The organism is Nonomuraea aurantiaca (assembly GCF_020215705.1).
Taxonomy (GTDB): Bacteria; Actinomycetota; Actinomycetes; order Streptosporangiales; family Streptosporangiaceae; genus Nonomuraea; species Nonomuraea aurantiaca.
The window spans coordinates 835253-852342 of sequence record NZ_JAIWNB010000002.1 but is presented as its reverse complement, the minus strand read 5'-3'; the positions used below and the strand labels follow the sequence as shown (position 1 = coordinate 852342).

Annotated in this window: 13 protein-coding genes; 10 read left to right on the top strand and 3 right to left on the bottom strand. The window is 71.6% G+C overall.

What is annotated here, in order from left to right:
• Positions 1-425: 425 nt before the first annotated feature.
• On the bottom strand, positions 426-2258 hold the full coding sequence (locus tag LDL49_RS09490; protein ID WP_225290569.1) for a M14 family metallopeptidase: 1833 nt from the start codon (positions 2256-2258) through the stop codon (positions 426-428).
• Positions 2259-2489: 231 nt separating this feature from the next.
• On the opposite strand from LDL49_RS09490, the gene LDL49_RS09485 reads away from it, so the two are divergent.
• The gene (locus LDL49_RS09485; protein ID WP_225290568.1) at positions 2490-4073 is read left to right on the top strand and encodes a CocE/NonD family hydrolase; all 1584 of its coding nucleotides are present in this window, start codon (positions 2490-2492) and stop codon (positions 4071-4073) included.
• Here LDL49_RS09485 and LDL49_RS09480 read toward each other — a convergent pair.
• Positions 4046-7324 (bottom strand): ATP-binding protein, encoded by a 3279-nt coding sequence (locus LDL49_RS09480; RefSeq protein WP_225290567.1) that lies wholly within the window; start codon positions 7322-7324, stop codon positions 4046-4048. The genes LDL49_RS09485 and LDL49_RS09480 overlap by 28 nt on opposite strands.
• A 476-nt stretch (positions 7325-7800) precedes the next feature.
• Between LDL49_RS09480 and LDL49_RS09475 the strand changes: the two genes are divergently transcribed.
• From LDL49_RS09475 to LDL49_RS09465, 3 genes are all read left to right on the top strand, one after another.
• Positions 7801-9006: a serine hydrolase domain-containing protein gene (locus LDL49_RS09475; RefSeq protein WP_225290566.1), complete on the top strand. Its 1206-nt coding sequence runs from the start codon at positions 7801-7803 to the stop codon at positions 9004-9006.
• A gap of 47 nt (positions 9007-9053) precedes the next feature.
• Positions 9054-9728 carry a leucine efflux protein LeuE gene (gene leuE, locus LDL49_RS09470; protein WP_225290565.1) on the top strand — a complete coding sequence of 225 codons (675 nt, stop codon included), beginning with the start codon at positions 9054-9056 and terminating at the stop codon, positions 9726-9728.
• A gap of 261 nt (positions 9729-9989) precedes the next feature.
• Positions 9990-10619 carry a VC0807 family protein gene (locus LDL49_RS09465; protein WP_225290564.1) on the top strand — a complete coding sequence of 210 codons (630 nt, stop codon included), beginning with the start codon at positions 9990-9992 and terminating at the stop codon, positions 10617-10619.
• Here LDL49_RS09465 and LDL49_RS09460 read toward each other — a convergent pair.
• A complete protein-coding gene (locus LDL49_RS09460; RefSeq protein WP_225290563.1) occupies positions 10527-11525 on the bottom strand; it encodes a hypothetical protein in 999 nt (332 codons plus the stop codon). The two genes, LDL49_RS09465 and LDL49_RS09460, sit on opposite strands and share 93 nt — an antisense overlap.
• 439 nt (positions 11526-11964) lie before the next feature.
• Between LDL49_RS09460 and LDL49_RS09455 the strand changes: the two genes are divergently transcribed.
• From LDL49_RS09455 to LDL49_RS09430, 6 genes are all read left to right on the top strand, one after another.
• Complete coding sequence (locus LDL49_RS09455) at positions 11965-12582, top strand: DedA family protein (protein WP_225290562.1); 618 nt, start codon at positions 11965-11967, stop codon at positions 12580-12582.
• 36 nt (positions 12583-12618) lie between these two features.
• Positions 12619-13422 carry a DMT family transporter gene (locus LDL49_RS09450; RefSeq protein WP_225290561.1) on the top strand — a complete coding sequence of 268 codons (804 nt, stop codon included), beginning with the start codon at positions 12619-12621 and terminating at the stop codon, positions 13420-13422.
• 92 nt (positions 13423-13514) lie between these two features.
• Complete coding sequence (locus LDL49_RS09445) at positions 13515-14726, top strand: glycosyltransferase (RefSeq protein WP_225290560.1); 1212 nt, start codon at positions 13515-13517, stop codon at positions 14724-14726.
• A complete protein-coding gene (locus LDL49_RS09440; protein WP_225290559.1) occupies positions 14723-15433 on the top strand; it encodes a DUF998 domain-containing protein in 711 nt (236 codons plus the stop codon). Before LDL49_RS09445 ends, LDL49_RS09440 begins: the two co-directional genes overlap by 4 nt.
• Before the next feature lie 67 nt (positions 15434-15500).
• Positions 15501-16286: a cytochrome P450 family protein gene (locus tag LDL49_RS09435; RefSeq protein ID WP_225290558.1), complete on the top strand. Its 786-nt coding sequence runs from the start codon at positions 15501-15503 to the stop codon at positions 16284-16286.
• The gene (locus tag LDL49_RS09430) at positions 16283-17035 is read left to right on the top strand and encodes an isocitrate lyase/PEP mutase family protein (protein WP_225290557.1); all 753 of its coding nucleotides are present in this window, start codon (positions 16283-16285) and stop codon (positions 17033-17035) included. The genes LDL49_RS09435 and LDL49_RS09430 overlap by 4 nt, the downstream gene beginning before the upstream one ends.
• Positions 17036-17090: the final 55 nt, after the last annotated feature.

Sequence of the window (17090 nt, the reverse complement as noted above, 5' to 3'; positions counted from 1 at the left end):
AACCCCTTGGCTGCCCCTGGGGGTGCGGCTTGCCGGTTCCTGTCCGGGTGGCGTGCCGTACGGCTCGCGCCGGGGGGTGAGAGCGCGAGCCGTACGGCACGGGCCCGCGAGGTGGCGCGGGCCGCTGGGGGGTGGCAGCGGGAGGGGTTCGCTTTGCTCGGCCAGTCAGAGTGGGAGGGGAGCTGCCCATGTCGGAGGGTCACTTCGACGGCCCGGAACACTCTGGGTCAGAGTGGAGGAGGACGGCGGAGACCGGGACATGGCTTCCTGATTCATGATTTCTTTTAGGAAAGTTTCCTAAGAGTTGCCGCGATCGTAGCCTTGACACCCGGGTCTTACAAGACCCAAAGATGAGGTCCGACAGGCATGGCTACGGCGGAGCACCCGGACTCGGTGCTCCGCCGTGGTGACCGGCCGAAGGACGATCAGTTCTGCTGCGTGATGCGGACGTCATCGACGCCCGCTTCGACCAGGGACGCGCCGGAAGCGTCGGCGGCGTCGATGAGGATGCGCACCGTCTGACCCGCGTACGCGCTCAGACCGGCCGTGGCCGTGGCCCAGGCCCCATTGCGGTTGGCCGCCGCGCCGGCCTGCTGGAAGACGGTCGTCGTGGTGTCGCCGGCCACCCTGACCCGGAAGTAGTCGGCGCTGGAGGCGTTCGAGCCGTGCGCCAGGTACCACGACAGCGAGAGGCTGAGCGTGCCGGTGGCGGGCAGCGTGATGGGCGGCGACTGGATCGAGGTGCTGCCGCCATCAATGTCGAAGTCACCCGCGGAGGTGCCCGCGAGACGGCCCGTCACCAGGTCGTTGGTGCCGCTGACCGTGGTGCCGAGCTGCTTGGCCCCGGAGGAGGTGGTGGCCTCCGGAACACCGCGCTCCCACGCGCCGGTGGTGGCCGTGTCCGTGGCGCTCGGGTTGACGGTCCAGCCGGTGCCGGTCTCGAAGGTGTCGGAGTAGACGGTCACGGGCGGGGTGCCGGTGCCGCAGTACTGGGCCTCCTTGCCGATGATCCGGTAGACGCAGTCGGAGTACTCGAGGAAGCGGAGCACCGCCTCCCTGTTCCGGGTGGTCTGCGGGACGATCTGCTCGTCCGGCGGGTAGAAGCCCGGACTGGAGCTGACGGGATACATCTCGAAGGTGAAGCTGAAGATCTTGTAGGCGCCCCACAGCCAGTCGTCGATCGTCCCGTCGGTGATGTAGAGGTCGCTGGACTGCTCCGGGGTGTAGGTGTTGGTCGAGGCCAGGTTCCGGCCGAGCGCGGCGAACGCGTCGTGGTCGTCCTGGGTCAGGCCCGGGGCCGTGTCGTTGAAGGTGAAGCCGTAGGGCCACAGGACGAGTTCGGCGTAGGTGTGGAAGTCGATGTTCGACTTGATCTGCTGGACGCCGCCGACGACCCGGCCACGTACGAAGTCGGCCGTGGCCCTGACCTCGGGCGCCGACTCGGCCGACGCGCCGCGGTAGGTCTCGCTGGAGGCGCTGCCGGAGGAGCCGCCGCAGCAGCCGAAGTTGTAGGCCCAGTTACGGTTCAGGTCGGTCCCGACGGCCGACGAGCCGCTGTTCGGCTGGCGGTTCTTGCGCCAGGAGCGGTAGGAGCCGCTGGCGATGTCGTACTCGCCGCCGTCCGGGTTCAGGTCCGGCATGATCCAGATCTCCCGGGAGTTCACCAGGTTCGTGATCCGGGTGTCGGTGCCGTAGTTGTCGACCAGCAGGTGCATCAGGTAGAGCGCCATCTCCACCGTGAGGTGCTCGCGGGCGTGCTGGTGCGCGGTGAACAGCACCTCCGGCTCGGCCTCGTCGGTCGCGACGTTGTCGCTGATCTTGACGACGCGCAGGGCTCTGCCCTCGTACGACGTGCCGTACGTGGAGACGGTCGCGAGGTTGGGATGAGCGGCGACGAGCGCGTTGATGTCGGCGTTGGCCTCGGCGTAGTTGTGGTAGCCGGAGTCCGCCGGCGGGAAGTCAAAGGGCCCGACGCCGCCGGACGGCGATAACGGGCGCGGCACCTCCGAGATCCGGTAGCCGAGGCGCCTGATCGCGTCCACCTCGGCCGTCGTGGCGGTGATCAGGACCGATCCCGAGGCCACCTCGTCGATCGCGGCACCGGTCGCGGCGACGGCGCTGCGTTGCTGGGCGTTCGCCGGTCCCTCCACGCGATACTGCCGGTTCGGCGGCGGCTCGGCGGCGGCCCCGGCTCCGGTCATGCCGGTCAGGCAGACCAGGCCGAGGACGGCGAGCAGGATGACAAAACGGCGTTTCACCTAGTCCTCCTCGAGCGCGTGGGATGTCGTTGACACGCGCCTGAACCGAGGGTGAGGACGTTGCGGTGGTGGGGAAAGGCCCAACTTTCCGGCCCGTCCGGTAGGCCCGTTTCCTGCCGGCTCCAGGGCCTGACAGACAGGTGACAGGTTATTGCCAGCCCTCTACCAGGGCGTTTCGACACGCTGAGCGACATGAGCATCAGTGCTGGGGGCCTGCGACAGGAAGGTCCCATGATCAAGTCCACGGAGACCATGACCACCCGCGACGGCGTCACCCTCGTCGCCACGCTCTGGCGGCCCGCCGGGCCCGGTCCCTTCCCGGTGCTGCTGTCCCGCACGCCGTACGGCAGGACGGATCCGGGGCCGGGAATGCACCTGGACGTGCCCCGGCTGGTGGCCGCCGGCTACGCGGTCGCCATCCAGGACGTGCGCGGGACCGGCGACTCGGACGGCGAGTTCAGCTTCATCGCCGGCGAGGCCGCCGACGGTCATGACGCGGTGCGGTGGGCGGCCACCCAGCCCTGGTCGGACGGGAACGTCGGCATGTTCGGCGACTCCTACCTGGGCATCACCCAGCTCCTGGCCGCGCAGGAACGCCCGGCGGGCTTGCGGGCCATCGCGCCGCACGTGGCGCCCGCGTCACTGCACGAGGTGGTCTACCACTCGGGCGTGCCCAACCTCAACATGGTCCTGACCGTCAGCGCGACCGTGCTCGCGCTCAACGAGCTGGAGCGCCGCATCGACCGGGGCACGGCGCTCACCGCCGACCGTGACGCCTACCTGGCGGCGCTGGGCTTCCCCGACCGGGTCCCGGAGACCATGCTGCGGCTGGCCGAGCGCCTGCCGCTCAGCGACCAGCCGCTCCTGACCGACCTCATGCCCTCCTACGCCGCCTGGATGGACCATCCCGACCCGGCGTCGCAGACGTGGCGGAACAGCGCCGTCCGCTACGCCGAGATCGAGGTGCCGGCGCTGGTGGGCACCGGCTGGTACGACTTCTTCCGCGACGCCTCCATCGATCACTACCAGCACCTGCGCGGCGGATCCCGGCTCGTCGTGGGCCCGTGGGCGCACTTCACGCAGGACGGCGACGTCTGCGGGCGGGATTACGGGCCACGGGCGAGCCAGGACGCGATCGACTGGACCGGCCTGCACCTGGACTGGTTCGGCCAGTGGTTGCGCGGGGAGTCGCCGGGCGACCGGGCCGCGGTGACGTACTTCCTGATGGGTGCCGACGAATGGCGCACCGCGACCGACTGGCCGCCACCCGCCGCCCGGCGCTTGGCGTACCACCTGGGCCCGAACGGCACGCTCGGCACCGTCCCGGCGGGCGGCGGGGGCGGCGAGTTCGTCAGCGACCCCGACGACCCGGTCCCCACGGTGGGTGGGGCGGTGATGACGTTCGACGCCTTCGGGCCGCTCGACCAGCGCCCGCTCGACGAGCGCGGCGACGTGCTGCGTCACCAGAGCGAGCCACTCGAGGCCGCGCTGGAGGTGACCGGGGCCGCCGAGCTGGTCGTGCTCGTGTCGTCCACCGCGACCAGCGCGGACGTCGCCGTCAAGCTGGTCGACGTGCACCCCGGTGGCCGGGCCGAGCTGCTGACCGACGCCATCACCCGGGTGACGGACCTGGCGCCCGGCGTGGTGCGCGAGGTCAGGGTCGAGCTGGGCGCGATCGCGAACCTCTTCCGCCCCGGGCACCGGATCAGGATCGACGTGGCGGGATCGAACTTCCCCCGGTTCGCCAGAAACCCCCAGAAGGGCACGACCACGGTCCACGACCCCTCCTACGCGATGCTGCCGATCATCTCGTAGACCTCCTGCCTGGCCATGGCGGCGCCCTTGCCGTACAGGTCGTCGTAGCGCGCGTCACCGAGCGCGGCCCTGGCCGACGCCGTCCCCGCGACGGTGTCGGCCGACGCGTCGGGCGGCTCGACGGCGGCCGACGCGCCGAACAGGACGGCCGCGCGTTCCGGGTCACCGCCCGACAGCTCGGCCAGCGCGCACCCGGCCAGCACGATCGACAGGTACGGCAGATCCGGCGTGGGACCCAGCAGACCGAGCGCGAGGCGGTGCTGTTCGAGCCCGGCCGCGGGGTCGCCACCCACCGTCAGCGCCCTGCCGTAGCCGGTGTGGACCGCCACCGCGAGCTGCGGAATCGGCGGCGCCTCGGCCAGCAGCGGGAACAGGTCGCCGTAGGTGGCCAGGCTCTTCTCGACATCGCCGAGCCGGTAGGCCAGCGCGGCCTCCCCCAGCCCGAGCTGGATGAGGGTGAACGCCGAGATCTCCGCATCCGCGCCGATCCGGTCGGCGGCCCGAGTTCCGTCGGCGGCGCTGCCGGTGATCCGGTCGGCCGTGACTCCGCGCCGGGCGCTGGCCAGGTCGGCGGCGGCGCCGTCAAGGTCGCCGCTCTGCGCGCGGAGCGTCGCCAGCCGGGTCAGCGTCGAGATCGTCTCCTCCGAGCTCACCCACGCGCTGGTGAGCGACTGGGTCTCGGCGATCAGATCATCCGTGGGCGCGCCGCGCGCGGCGCGCAGCGCGGCCAGATTCAGCAGCGCCTCGCTCAGCCCCCACCGGTCGCCCAGCTTCCTGAACCCGGCCACCGCCTGCTCGAGCCGCTCTTCTGACGCGTGCGAGCCGCCGATCATCCTGGCCGAGCTGGCCAGCCAGAGGTCATCGCTCTCGGCGAAGTGATCGAGCAGCGCGGCGGCCTTCTCGTCCTGCCCGGCCGCGCTCGCCATGACGGCCCGGCTGATCAGCAGCAGCGGGTGGACGGGCCCTTCCCGCTCCGCCGCCGCGATCAGCTCGTCCATCCGCACAGACAGGACCTGCATGGCCGCCCGATCGCTGACGATCGTGGCGAACCGGCTCACCCCACCCGCGAACAGACAGGCCACGTACGCCCGCACCAGGCCCGGGGGCGGGGTGTCGCCCGCCAGGTCGAGCACCTGACCGGCCCAGCTCGCGCTCTCGTGCCGGTAGCCGCACATCCACCAATACCAGTTGAGTGCCGCGCAGAGCCGCAGCGCGATCTCCACGTCGCGCTCGTCGAGCGCCCAGCGCAGCGCCACCGAGCAGTCGTCGCGCTCGGCCGAGAGCCGCTCGATCCACTCGATCTGCGCGCCGGTCCGCAGCTGGGGAACCGCCCGTTCGGCGAGATCGAGCAGGTGTACGGCATGCCGCCGCCGGTACGCCGCCATCTCCCCGGTCTCGGCCAGCTGGTCGGCGGCGTACGCGCGGATCGTCTCCAGCATCGAATAGCGGCCCTCCGGCGACATCTGGACCAGCGACTTGTCGGCCAGCGCGCCCAGCAGGTGGGCGGTGCCACCGCACACCGCCTCGACGGATTCGAGCGTGGCGCCGCCCGCGAAGACCGCGAAGCCGCGGGCCAGCTCGCGTTCGGGCTCGTCGAGCAGGTCCCAGCTCCACTCCACCACCGCCCTGAGCGTCTGCTGGCGGGGCAACGCCGTACGGCTGCCGCCCGTCAGCAGCCGGAAGCGATCGTCGATGCGGTCGGCGAGCTGCCGCGGCGTCATCGTCCGCAGCCGGGCCGCGGCCAGCTCGATGGCCAGCGGCATGCCGTCCAGCCGGCGGCACAGGGCCACCACGGCGTCGACGTTCCCCTCGTCGAGGGCGAACGCGGGCCGGGCCGCGGTGGCGCGGTCGAGCAGCAGGCGTACCGACGGGTATTCGGCCGCTCGGGTCGCGCCCACGCCGGGCGGGGGCGGCTCCAGCGGCGGGATGGGCACCAGCCGCTCCCCCGGCACGCCGAGCTGCTCACGGCTGGTGGCCAGCACGTACAGGCCGGGGCAGCCGGCCAGCAGGTCATCGGCCAGGCGCGCGGCGGCGTCAACGAGGTGCTCGCAGTTGTCCAGCACGATCAGCACCCGGCGCTCGCCCAGGGCCTCGGCCACCTGCTGGAGCGCTCCGCCCCCTCCCCGTCGCCCGTCCGCACCCGTAGGGGCCGGCCCTTGGCGCGGATAGCCGGGGACATCCGGCTTGTGATGCGCGTAGCCGGGCCGGTCGTCGCGCAGGCCGAGGGCGTCGAGCACCGCGCCGGGCAGGGCCGCGGGATCGGTGACGGAGGCCAGCTCGACCATCCACGTGCCGTCGAACCGCGTACCCATGCGCAGGGCCGCCTCGGCGGCCAGCCTGGTCTTGCCCGCGCCGCCCGGGCCGACGATCGTGACCATCCGGGCATGGCCGAGGACGGTGGTCAGCAGGTCCAGCTCGTCCTCGCGGCCGATGAACGTGGTCAGGGGCACCCGGACGTTGCCCTTGGGCAGGTCGTACCCCTGGGGAGGGTCCTGCCGTACGGGAACCTCGCCCGACACGACGGCCAGGTGGGCGGCGCGCAGCTCGGCCCCCGGGTCGACGCCGAGCTCGTCGGCGAGCGTCCGGCGGGTGCGCTCGAACAGGGCCAGCGCGTCGGCCTGCCGCCCGGCGGCGGCCAGCCCGCGCATCTCCAGCGCGCACAGCCGCTCGCGGAGGGGGTGCGCGGCGACCTCCGCGGCCAGGTCGGCCGGCAGCCCGGCCGCCAGCCGCGCCTCGGCGCGGGTCTCGACGGCGGCCAGCCGATCCTCCTCCAGCCCGGCGGCCACGTTGGCCAGGTGGGGCACGGCGCCGAGGCCGGCGAGCGCGGGCCCGCGCCAGAGCGCGAGCGCCTCATCGAGCTTCGCGAGACCGGTCAGATCCAGCTTCGTGCGGCCGCTCAGATCCAGCATCGTGCGGCCGGTCGGATCGAGCTTCGCGCGGCCGATCAGGCGGCGAAAGCGCAGCGCGTCGACCTGGTCGGCGTCGACGGCCAGCACATAGCCACCCACCCGGCTCTCCACGACCTCGTACGGCCTGAGCGTCACGCGCAGCCGCCTGACCAGCGTCTGCAGCGCGTTGGCGGCGTTGCCCGGCGGCTCCTGCGGCCAGAGCATGTCGATGAGCCGCTCCGACGTGACAGTCCGCCCGGCTTCGAGGGCGAGGATGGCCAGGAGCGCCCGTAACCGGAACCCGCCGACCACGATCGGCTCGGCGCCGGTCACTTCGAGTGTCCCCAGGATGGATATCCGCACGAAACCCATCCTGCCGCTTTTCCGCCGGATGACCGCTCAAGTGGTACGGCTCGCGCGACCACCCCTAGCCACGCGAGCCGTACCCACTCTCAAACGGCGAACCCACCGAACAACGGCGCGGCCAGCCCCAGCGCCGGCAGCAGGTTCACCGTCGTCGCGGCGGCGAAGAACGCCGACCGGACGCCGGCCCGCCTCCCTGAGCGAGGAGGGGCGGAACTCCAGCCCGATGCTGACGAACGCCAGGATCGGGAAGCACACTCGCAGATCGTTCACCACGCGATGGCGGCCTTGTCACCGCCCAGCTCTCGTCGATCGACCGCATATTTCCACACTAAACCTACATAGAATAAAGGTAAAGCATCTTCCAGGAAGACCCCTCGATTCCGCTGACGAGCTCTTCGCCTGGCAGGACCTCAGACCCGCGGCCATCGGGGCAGTCGGTTTACAGCGGTCGCCTTTCGTGATGGATTCGGGCAATGACCGTACAAGGGACGTGCGACCCCAGGTTCGCCCAGGTCGCGGACGAGTTCGATCGCAACCTCGCACTTCGCGGCGAGGTCGGCGCTTCGGTGTGCGTGGTGCTCGACGGTGAGGTCGTCGTCGATCTCTGGGGCGGCCAGGCCGCGCCCGGCGTCCCCTGGCTGCACGACACCATCGGTCACGTCTGGTCATGTACGAAGGGCGCCACGGCGCTCTGCGCGCACATGCTGGCCGCGCGCGGCGAGCTGGATCTCGACGCCCCCGTCGTCCGCTACTGGCCCGAGTACGGCGCCCACGGCAAGGGGGCGACGCTGGTCAGGCATCTGCTCTCGCACCAGGCGGGGGTTCCGGTGTTGCGCGAGCCGCTGCCGCCCGGCGCGTTCTACGACTGGAAGCTGATGGCCGACCGGCTGGCCGGCGAGCAGCCGTTCTGGGAGCCGGGCAGCGGGCACGGCTATCACGCGCTGACGTTCGGGTTCCTGGTCGGCGAGGTCGTCCGGAGGGTGAGCGGGCGCTCGCTCGGCACGTTCTTCCGCGAGGAGGTGGCCGAGCCGCTCGGCCTGGACTTCTGGCTGGGCCTGCCCGAGGAGCAGGAGGGCCGGGTGGCGCCCACGATCCCCGCCGATCCGCCGTCGGACCCGCCCATGTTCTACGTCAAGGCGTTCACCGATCCCGCCTCGATTCCGGGGCTGCTGCTGGCCAACGAGGGCGGCTATATGACGACGCCCGGCGAGTCGGACAGCCGCGAGGCGCACGCGGCCGAGTACGGCGCCGTCGGCGCGGTGACCAATGCCAGGGGCCTGGCGGGCATGTACCGGCCGCTGTCGCTCGGGGGCGGCGAGCTCGTGAGCGAGGAGCAGGTGGCCGTCATGGGGCTGACCGCCTCGGCGGGGACCGACGCGGTGCTGGCCGTGCCGACCCGGTTCTCGACCGGCTTCATGAAGGCGGTCGACAACAGGTACCTGCCGCCCGCCGACAGCGAGGGCGTACTGCTGTCCGCGACCGCGTTCGGGCACGCGGGCATGGGCGGCTCGCTCGGCTTCTGCGACCCGGCGGCCCGGCTGGCCTTCGGCTACACGATGAACAAGCAGGGCATCGGACTCGGCGTCAACCCGCGCGGCCAGGCTCTGGCGGACGCCACTTATCGGGCGCTCGGCTACCAGCAAGCGCATGGAGGGATTTGGTACGCGCCGAGGGATTAATCGCGCGATACCCTGGCTTGTCATTACGCATTCCAGGAGCGAGCGGCATGTTCTTCGGTATCACGGATCTCTCGACCTACGTTCTCGGTGCCTTCCTCATCATCCTGCTGCCGGGCCCCAACTCCCTGTACGTCCTGAGTGCGGCGGCCCAGCACGGAGTGCGCCACGGCTACCGGGCCGCGGCGGGCGTCTTCGTCGGCGACACGGTCCTGATGGCCCTCGCGGCCGCGGGCGCGGCGTCCCTGCTGCGCTCCAGCCCGGTGCTGTTCGGCATCGTCAAGTACGCGGGCGCCGGCTACCTGGCCTGGATCGGCTTCCAGATGCTGCGGAGCGCCTGGCGTGCCTGGCGCTCCCGGCCCAGCACCGCCGAGACCGCCGCCCCGGTCAAGGCCGTTGACGCGGAAATCCCGGGCAACCGTCTCCGCCCCTTCCGCAAGGCGCTGACGATCAGCCTGCTCAACCCCAAGGCGATCCTGTTCTTCGTCTCGTTCTTCATCCAGTTCGTGGACCCGGGCTACAGCACGCCCGTGCTGTCGTTCCTCATCCTGGGCGCGATCATCCAGGTCTTCAGCCTGCTCTACCTCACCGCGCTCATCCTCGGCGGCACCTTCCTGGCCACCCAGTTCCGCACCCGCAGAAAGCTCAGCGCGGGCCTGACCTCGGGCGTCGGCGCCCTGTTCCTCGGTTTCGGCGCCAAGTTGGCGACCACTTCACTGAGCTGAAACCGCCGCTACGGCGGCCCGCAAGGGGCCTGTGGTTGAGTGACGATCGGCGGCGGCGCGGCCACCCGGCCGCACCTACTCGGACAGCCACAAACTCATGGAACGTGGCAAAAGAGGCAGTGGCATACCGATATGTCGGGTACGGTAAGCCACCGGCAGACCCGGAGTAACCAATTCGTAATCTCCACGGGTCCGTCCGGGAAGCCTGGTCTCCCGAAGCTCGGGTAGTCCGCTGATCGTCGGCCAATTTGCGGAGCAGTCTTGAATCACCCTCCCGTAACCCTGCCGCGTCTGACCGCTCTCGTGCGACAGGCGGTGCCCCGTCTGCTCGAAGGCGTGGTCGCACCGCTCGCCGTGTTCTACGCCGCCCTGGCCGTGCTGGGGCTCAACGGGGCGCTGGCCGCCGCCGTGTCCTGGGTCTACCTCGGCGTCGCCTGGCGGCTGATCAGGGGTATCCGGGTGCCCGCCACGATGATCCTGGCTGCGATCGCGATCACCGCGCGCGCCGCCGTGGGCTTCTGGACCGGCAGCTGGGTGGTCTACTTCATCCAGCCGGAGCTGGGCACGCTCTGCATCAGCATGGCCTTCCTGGCCTCGGTGCGGCTCAACAGGCCGCTCGTGCAGAAGCTCACGCTCGACTACATCCACCTGCCGTCGGCGGTGCTCAAGCACGAGCGGGTCCGCAGGTTCTTCGCCAGGATCACGCTGCTGTGGGCGTTCGTGCTGATGGCCAACTCGACGGTGAGCATCTGGCTCGCGCTGCACGAGTCGCTCAGCACGTTCATGCTGCTCCGCACGTCAGCGGTGGCCCTGATCAGCGGTCTCGCGATCGCCTTCTCGATCTTCGCCTTCAAGCGCGTCCTGCGCCGGCTGCACGTGGCCCACGCCTGACCGTCCGGCGCCCGCGCCTGACCGTTCGGCCAGCAGGAACGCCCCGCACATCGCCATCACCAGCCCGGTCAGCGTGCCGAACAGCTCCACCAGGCCCACCGCGCCGGTCATCCTCGCGCCGAGCGGCCCGCCGGTGACCGTGAGGATCATCGCGTAGAGCCCCCAGCCGAACATGACGCCCGTGCCGAGCCAGCCCACCACCAGCGGCGGCCAGAACGCCCTGGAGCCCCGGCCTCTGACGAGAAGGACCAGCGCGATCCCCGCCCCGAGCGTGAGCAGGCCCTTGAATCCGTCCTGCGGCACCTGCTCCGGCGCGGGGTTACCGGCGGCCCAGTACAGGCGGGTCGCGCCGAGCACCGCCGACACCGGTAGCGCCCCTCTGGCGACGACGGTCTGGAACGACCTGGTCGGGCTCGCGTAGCCGTACCCGAGAGCCGTGGAGAAGACGGCGGGCCACCGATCCCTGGCGTACAGGGCGAACGCCACGATCAGCCCCACGCCCTGCCCGATGAACCCGCCGTAGACCATCATGTAGACCCAGGGCGCGATGGGCCCGCCCGTCACGAAGATCGACGGGCCGGAGACCAGGACGCCGATCGGCACCGTGACGATCACCACGGACAGCAGACCGGTGCCGACCCAGAGGGGCGGCAGCACCAGCCAGGCGGGCAGCCGCATGCCCTGCCGCGTGGTGAACGCCAGCGCCAGGAGCAGCGCGACCGCGTCCATGCCGAACGTCATGACGTTCAGCCCGACCATCGCCGGATCGTTCATGAACGCCGGGTCGGAGACGCCCACCGGATGGCCGGTCAGCCAGAAGATCTTCAGTGTCAGGTACGGGAGCATGGCGGCCATCGCCACGACCGCCGCCGTGATGCGGCCGATTCCGGCTTTCTGGGGACTCATGTGCCAACAGTGCGCCTCCCCGCCCCGGCCCTCCCTCCCGCAGCGGAGGGATCCGCCTCACCCGTGAGGGGGAACCGGGCGTCCGGACGGAGGTAGGGGAACGACCCTGACGAGAAGTCAGGGTGGTGCTGGGTCGACCATGGCCGGTGGTGCTAACCCCACCCCAAAGCCGCCCACCCACACTCCTGTGCTGGTAGCGGCGACCCGCTTTGATCGAAGAGTGTCGCCCGGAGGTCGTATGACCGCCCCTGACGAAAGTCGGGGGTCATGTGTGCCGATCGACTGATGTGCCGTGACCTGCGGAGTTTCTAGCTTCAAAAGGTGCGCGCCCTGACCCCTGTCGGGGTGGGGCACGCGTTCGACCGGGGTGATCCCCGATGTCCCACGGCACCTCACAGCGACACGATGTGAGGGCGCCCCAACGATCGGAGTACACACAATGTCGCACGCCATTCTGGAACTGGTCCAGCAGGTGATGTCGTCACCGTGGCTGTACGTGGCGCTGTTCGCGCTGGCACTGCTCGACGGGTTCTTCCCGGTCGTGCCGGCGGAGACCGCGGTGATCACCGCGGCCGTCTTCGCCGCCTCCGGGCAGACGAACCTGGCGTTGGTGATCGTGGTGTCCGCGCTGGGCGCCTTCGCGGGCGACCACATCTCCTACCTGATCGGCAAGAAGTCGGGCGGGCGGCTGCGGCACCGCAAGGCGTTCGTGTGGGCCGGAAACGCGCTGGCCGAGCGCGGCGGGATGATCCTCGTGGCCGCTCGCTACATCCCCGGCGGGCGCACCGCGACCACGCTGACCATGGGCGCCGTACGCCATCCGCTGCGCTCCTTCACCTTCTTCGACGCGATCGCGGCCGCCTCGTGGGGCCTGTACTCCGGCCTGATCGGCTTCTTCGGCGGGATGGCCTTCGAGAACGACCCGATCAAGGGCCTGCTGCTCGGCCTGGGCATCGCCCTGTCCGTCACCGGCCTCGTCGAGGTCATCCGGTGGGCGCGGAAGCGACGCGCCACCCAGGCTTCCCCGGAGCGCCTTCCGGTGGACACGTCTGTTTGACCTCGCCCGGTAACCATCTGTTTGAGAGGAGTGGGCATGACTGTCCTGGCCGCCGTTATCGCCCTGGTCGGTTCCCTGTTCTTCGCGCTCGGCGCCGCGCTTCAGCAGTTCGAAGCGGCCGGTACGACCAAGCCCACCCTGCTCATGCTGTTGCGGAGGCCGCGCTGGCTGCTCGGCGGCCTGTCGATCCTGTCCGGCGGTGGCCTGCACGTCGTCGCCCTGGGCCTGGGCCCGCTGACCGTCGTGCAGCCGATGGGGGTGGCGAGCCTGCTGTTCGCGCTGCCGATCGCCGCCGCGCTGCACGGCCGGCGGCCCTCCCGCAAGGAGCTGACCGCCGCGGGTGTGGTGGCGGCCGGGCTGATCGGCCTGGTCCTGCTGGTGCCCGCGGCCGAAGGCCCGACGTACCTGAGCCCGAACGGCGTGCTGACGTTGCTGGCGGTCGCCGGCATCGCGTCGGTGCTGCTCTGGGCGGGCTCGAAGATCGCCTCGCCGGCGGGCCGGGCGGCGCTGCTGGCCACCAGTTCGGGCGTGCTGTACGGCGCCACGGCCACGCTCATGCGGGCGCTGGTCGACGGCTCCTGGAACTGGTGGTACCTGCTGGCGATGCCGGTGCCCGCGCTGCTGGCGCTGATGATGCTCCAGCGGGCCTACGCCGTCGGCCACTTCGGCGTCTCCTTCGCCTCGCTGCAGATCGCCGACCCGCTCACGGCGGTCGCCTTCGGCGCGCTGCTGCTGGGCGAGCCGCTGCCCTCCGGACTGGCCCCGATCGCGGCGGCGGCGCTGACCGCGGCGGGGACCCTCGCCCTGGCCCGCACCACTCCGCTGGAGGCGCGCCACTGACCTGCCCCCGAACCACCTACCCCCCACCACCTGCTCCCGCACCGGCCTTCCCCAGCCGGTCGGCGATCACCCTTTCGACTGGAGTCCCCGTCATGGTCATGCCCCTGCGCACCACCACCCAGCGCACAGAGCTCGCGCCCGTCCCCACGCGCCCGCGGCGCATCCTGATCTCCACCGACACCTACCCTCCCGACGTCAACGGCACCGCCGTCTTCACCTACCGCCTGGCCAGCGGCCTGGCCGCGCGCGGCAACGAGGTGCACGTCGTCTGCCAGTCGGACCAGGGCCCGGCCACGGCCGAGGTGGTCGACGGCGTGGTGGTGCACCGGCTGCGCTCCGCGCCGCTCCTGGTCCACCCCACCATGCGGGTCACCGTCCCCACCCGGCTGGACCGGCTGATGGACGCCGTCCAGCCCGACGTCCTGCACTCCCAGGGCCACTTCGTCGTCGGCCGCGCCGCCATCGCCGCCGCCCGCCGCCGCCAGGTGCCCATCGTGGCCACCAACCACTTCATGCCGGACAACCTCTTCCAGTTCGGCCACATCCCCGACCGGCTCCGGCAGAAGGCCGGCCAACTGGCCTGGCGCGACTTCGCCCGGATCTTCAACCGCGCCGACCACATCACCACGCCCACGCCGCTGGCCGCCAAGCTGCTGGCCGACCAGGGCTTCACCCGCGAGGTGGAGTCGGTGTCGTGCGGCATCGACCTGGCCCGCTTCTACCCGCACGCCGAGCCCAAGGCGTGGGCCCGCAAGCTGTTCGACCTGCCCGACCGCCCCACCGCCCTGTTCGTCGGCCGCCTGGACGAGGAGAAGCGCCTCGACGATCTCGTCCGCGCGCTGCCGTATGTGCTCAACGACACCGACGCGCAGATCGCGCTCGTCGGGCAGGGCAACCAGCGGCCGGAGCTGGAGCGGCTGGCTGATCGCATCGGGGTCCGCGAGCGGGTGTTCTTCCTCGGCTACGTGCCCGACGAGAACATGCCGCAGGCGTTCGCCGCGGCCGACCTGTTCGCCATGCCGAGCATCGCCGAACTGCAGAGCATCGCGACCCTGGAGGCCATGGCCAGCGGGCTGCCCGTGGTCGCGGCGAACGCCATGGCCCTGCCGCACCTGGTGGCGGACAACGGCTACCTGTTCGAGCCGCGGGACGTCATGTCGCTGGCCCGCCACATGACCACCATCCTCACCGACGACGACCTGCGTGCCCGCCTCGGCAAGGCGAGCCGTGACCTGGCCCTCACGCACGACCACCAGAACTCCCTGGCCCGCTTCGAGAAGATCTATGACGAGGTGGCGCGATGACCCCGACGGACCTCTCAGGTCGCGGCATGGAGCCGGTTTCGGTGACGGTGCCGGTGGTGAGCGCCGTGGCCGGCGCGCTGGCCGCCGTCGCCGCGCTCGGCTACGCGCAGCTCGCGCTGCCCGGCCAGCCGCTGCTGAGCGACTACGCGCTGATCCCCGGCGGGATGGCGCCCGTGCTGATCGGCATGCTCGCCCTGGCCGGGGCCTGCCTGTCCCTGGCGTACGCGCTGGCGACCCGGGAGCCCGGCCGCAGCGCGGCCGCCAGGGTGCTGCTGCTGGCCGCCGCGGCCGGGTTGATGCTGAGCGCGGTCTTCCCCACCGACCCCGGCGGCGCGGCGGTCGGCTCGCTGGTGGGTGAGATCCACCGCTGGTCCTCGGCCGTCATCTTCACCGCCCTGCCCGTGGCCGGCTGGGCCCTGGCCAGAGGTCGCGCGCCCCTGCCGATGTGGAACCGGGTCAAGGCGCTCAGCGTGACCTCGGCGGTGGCGCTGGTCGCCTACCTGGTCGCGCACCCGGCCTCCTTCACCTCGCCGCTGATCGGCGGCGGCTCCTACTACGGGCTGCTGGAGCGGGGCGTGGTGCTGGCCGACATCGCGCTGGTCGTGTGCATGGCCGTGACCGCCGTGGATCGGCGCCCCACCGTCCGGCCGGCGGCCCGGCCCGCCCCGACTGAGCACCCCGAGCACCCCGAACGCCTGGCGGCCTGAACGCCTGGCAACCTGACGCGCCGATACTTCGCCCGGCGTCGAAGGAATTCCGGCCTAGCGTGGTCCCATGCTCATCACCCGCCATGCCGATGCCGTCTCGGTGCTGGCCGACACCCGTTACGTGCCACCTCCGGTGCGCCAGGACGCGCCCTCCGGGACGCTTGCCTGGCTCCGCTCCCAGGTGTCCCGGTTCAGCACCGGCGAGACGCACACCGAACGACGCCGCCTGGTCACCGAGCGACTCGCCGCCCTCGACCCGGCCGCGCTGAGACAGGCCGCCACGGCGGAGACGCTGAAGCGGGACGGCGACTGGCCGGACGTCCCGGCGGCGGTGCTCGGCGCCGCGCTCGGCGTCACCGACGACAAGCGGTTGACGGGAGCGGTGGCGGCCGCCGCCGCGGGCTACCTGTCGGGCGAGGCCGGGCCCGAGGCCGACGCCGCGGTGGCCGAGCTGGTCGAGCTCCTGTCCGGCGCGGGCGACCCGATCCCCGGGATCACCATCCTCCTGCAGGCCCATGCCGCCACGACGGCCCTCATCGCGAACGCGCTCACCCACGCCGAACCCGGCGACGACACGGACGACCTGCTGCACGAGACGCTCCGCCATGATCCGCCGCTCAAGGCCAGCCGCAGGCTCGACCGGCAGACGGGCGAGGAGATCACGATCGACCTGGTGGCCGCCAACCGCGACCCGGCCGTATTCGACCGGCCCGAGCGGTTCGACGTCTCGCGCGGCCCGACGCCCCACCTGACGTTCGGCTCGGGCGTGCGCCCCTGCCCCGCCTCCGCCCACGCGCTCGCCCTCGCGGCCGGCGTGCTGGCGGCGATCCTGCGACCGGAGGACACCCGATGAGCACCCCTTTCAGCGACCTGCACCGGCCGGGCGACCCGCTGCTGCTGCCCAACGCCTGGGACTACGGGTCCGCCGCCATGCTGGCCGCGCAGGGCTTCCCTGCGATCGGCACCACCAGCCTCGGCGTGTCCGCCGTGCACGGCAAGCCGGACGCCGCGGGCGTCACCAAGGCGGAGACGATCGAGCTGGCCGAGCTGCTCAAGGACCTCGGTGTCCTGGTCACCGTCGACATCGAGGGCGGCTTCAGCGACGACCCCGCGCGGGTGTCCGACCTGGTCGCGGCGCTCGCGGCCCTGGGCGTCGCGGGCGTCAACCTGGAGGACGGCCGGGCCGACGGCACGCTGCGGCCGATCGAGCTGCACCAGCGGATCATCGAGGCGGCCAAGGGCCACGGCGTGTTCGTCAACGCCCGGACCGACACCCACTGGCTGAAGACGGGCGACACACGGGAGCGGGTGAGCGCCTACGGACACGCCGACGGCGTCTTCGTCCCCGGCCTGCGCGACTTGGGGGAGATCGCCGAGGTGGTGGCGAGCACGCCGCTGCCGGTCAACGTGCTGTTCCTGCCTGACGGGCCCACGCTGGCCCAGCTCGCCTCGGTGGGCGTCGCCAGGGTGAGCACCGGGTCGCTGCTGTACCGGGCCTCGCTGCACGGGGCGTTGTCGAGCCTGCTGGCCGTACAGGGGAAGACGGCACCACCGGCGCCGACGTACGCGGAGATCGTCGCGATGCTCCCCGAACCGCGATAGCGGGCGTACGCGGAGATCGTCGAACCGCGACAGCCGTCGCACCCGAAGATCGCCG

What these genes read in the sequence shown, in the direction of transcription:
- LDL49_RS09485 (WP_225290568.1), top strand. Translation starts at nt 2,490, where the DNA reads ATGATCAAGTCCACGGAGACCATGACCACCCGCGACGGCGTCACCCTC.
- LDL49_RS09475 (WP_225290566.1), top strand. Translation starts at nt 7,801, where the DNA reads ATGACCGTACAAGGGACGTGCGACCCCAGGTTCGCCCAGGTCGCGGAC.
- leuE (WP_225290565.1), top strand. Translation starts at nt 9,054, where the DNA reads ATGTTCTTCGGTATCACGGATCTCTCGACCTACGTTCTCGGTGCCTTC.
- LDL49_RS09460 (WP_225290563.1), bottom strand. Translation starts at nt 11,525, where the DNA reads ATGAGTCCCCAGAAAGCCGGAATCGGCCGCATCACGGCGGCGGTCGTG.
- LDL49_RS09455 (WP_225290562.1), top strand. Translation starts at nt 11,965, where the DNA reads ATGTCGCACGCCATTCTGGAACTGGTCCAGCAGGTGATGTCGTCACCG.
- LDL49_RS09450 (WP_225290561.1), top strand. Translation starts at nt 12,619, where the DNA reads ATGACTGTCCTGGCCGCCGTTATCGCCCTGGTCGGTTCCCTGTTCTTC.
- LDL49_RS09445 (WP_225290560.1), top strand. Translation starts at nt 13,515, where the DNA reads ATGGTCATGCCCCTGCGCACCACCACCCAGCGCACAGAGCTCGCGCCC.
- LDL49_RS09440 (WP_225290559.1), top strand. Translation starts at nt 14,723, where the DNA reads ATGACCCCGACGGACCTCTCAGGTCGCGGCATGGAGCCGGTTTCGGTG.
- LDL49_RS09435 (WP_225290558.1), top strand. Translation starts at nt 15,501, where the DNA reads ATGCTCATCACCCGCCATGCCGATGCCGTCTCGGTGCTGGCCGACACC.
- LDL49_RS09430 (WP_225290557.1), top strand. Translation starts at nt 16,283, where the DNA reads ATGAGCACCCCTTTCAGCGACCTGCACCGGCCGGGCGACCCGCTGCTG.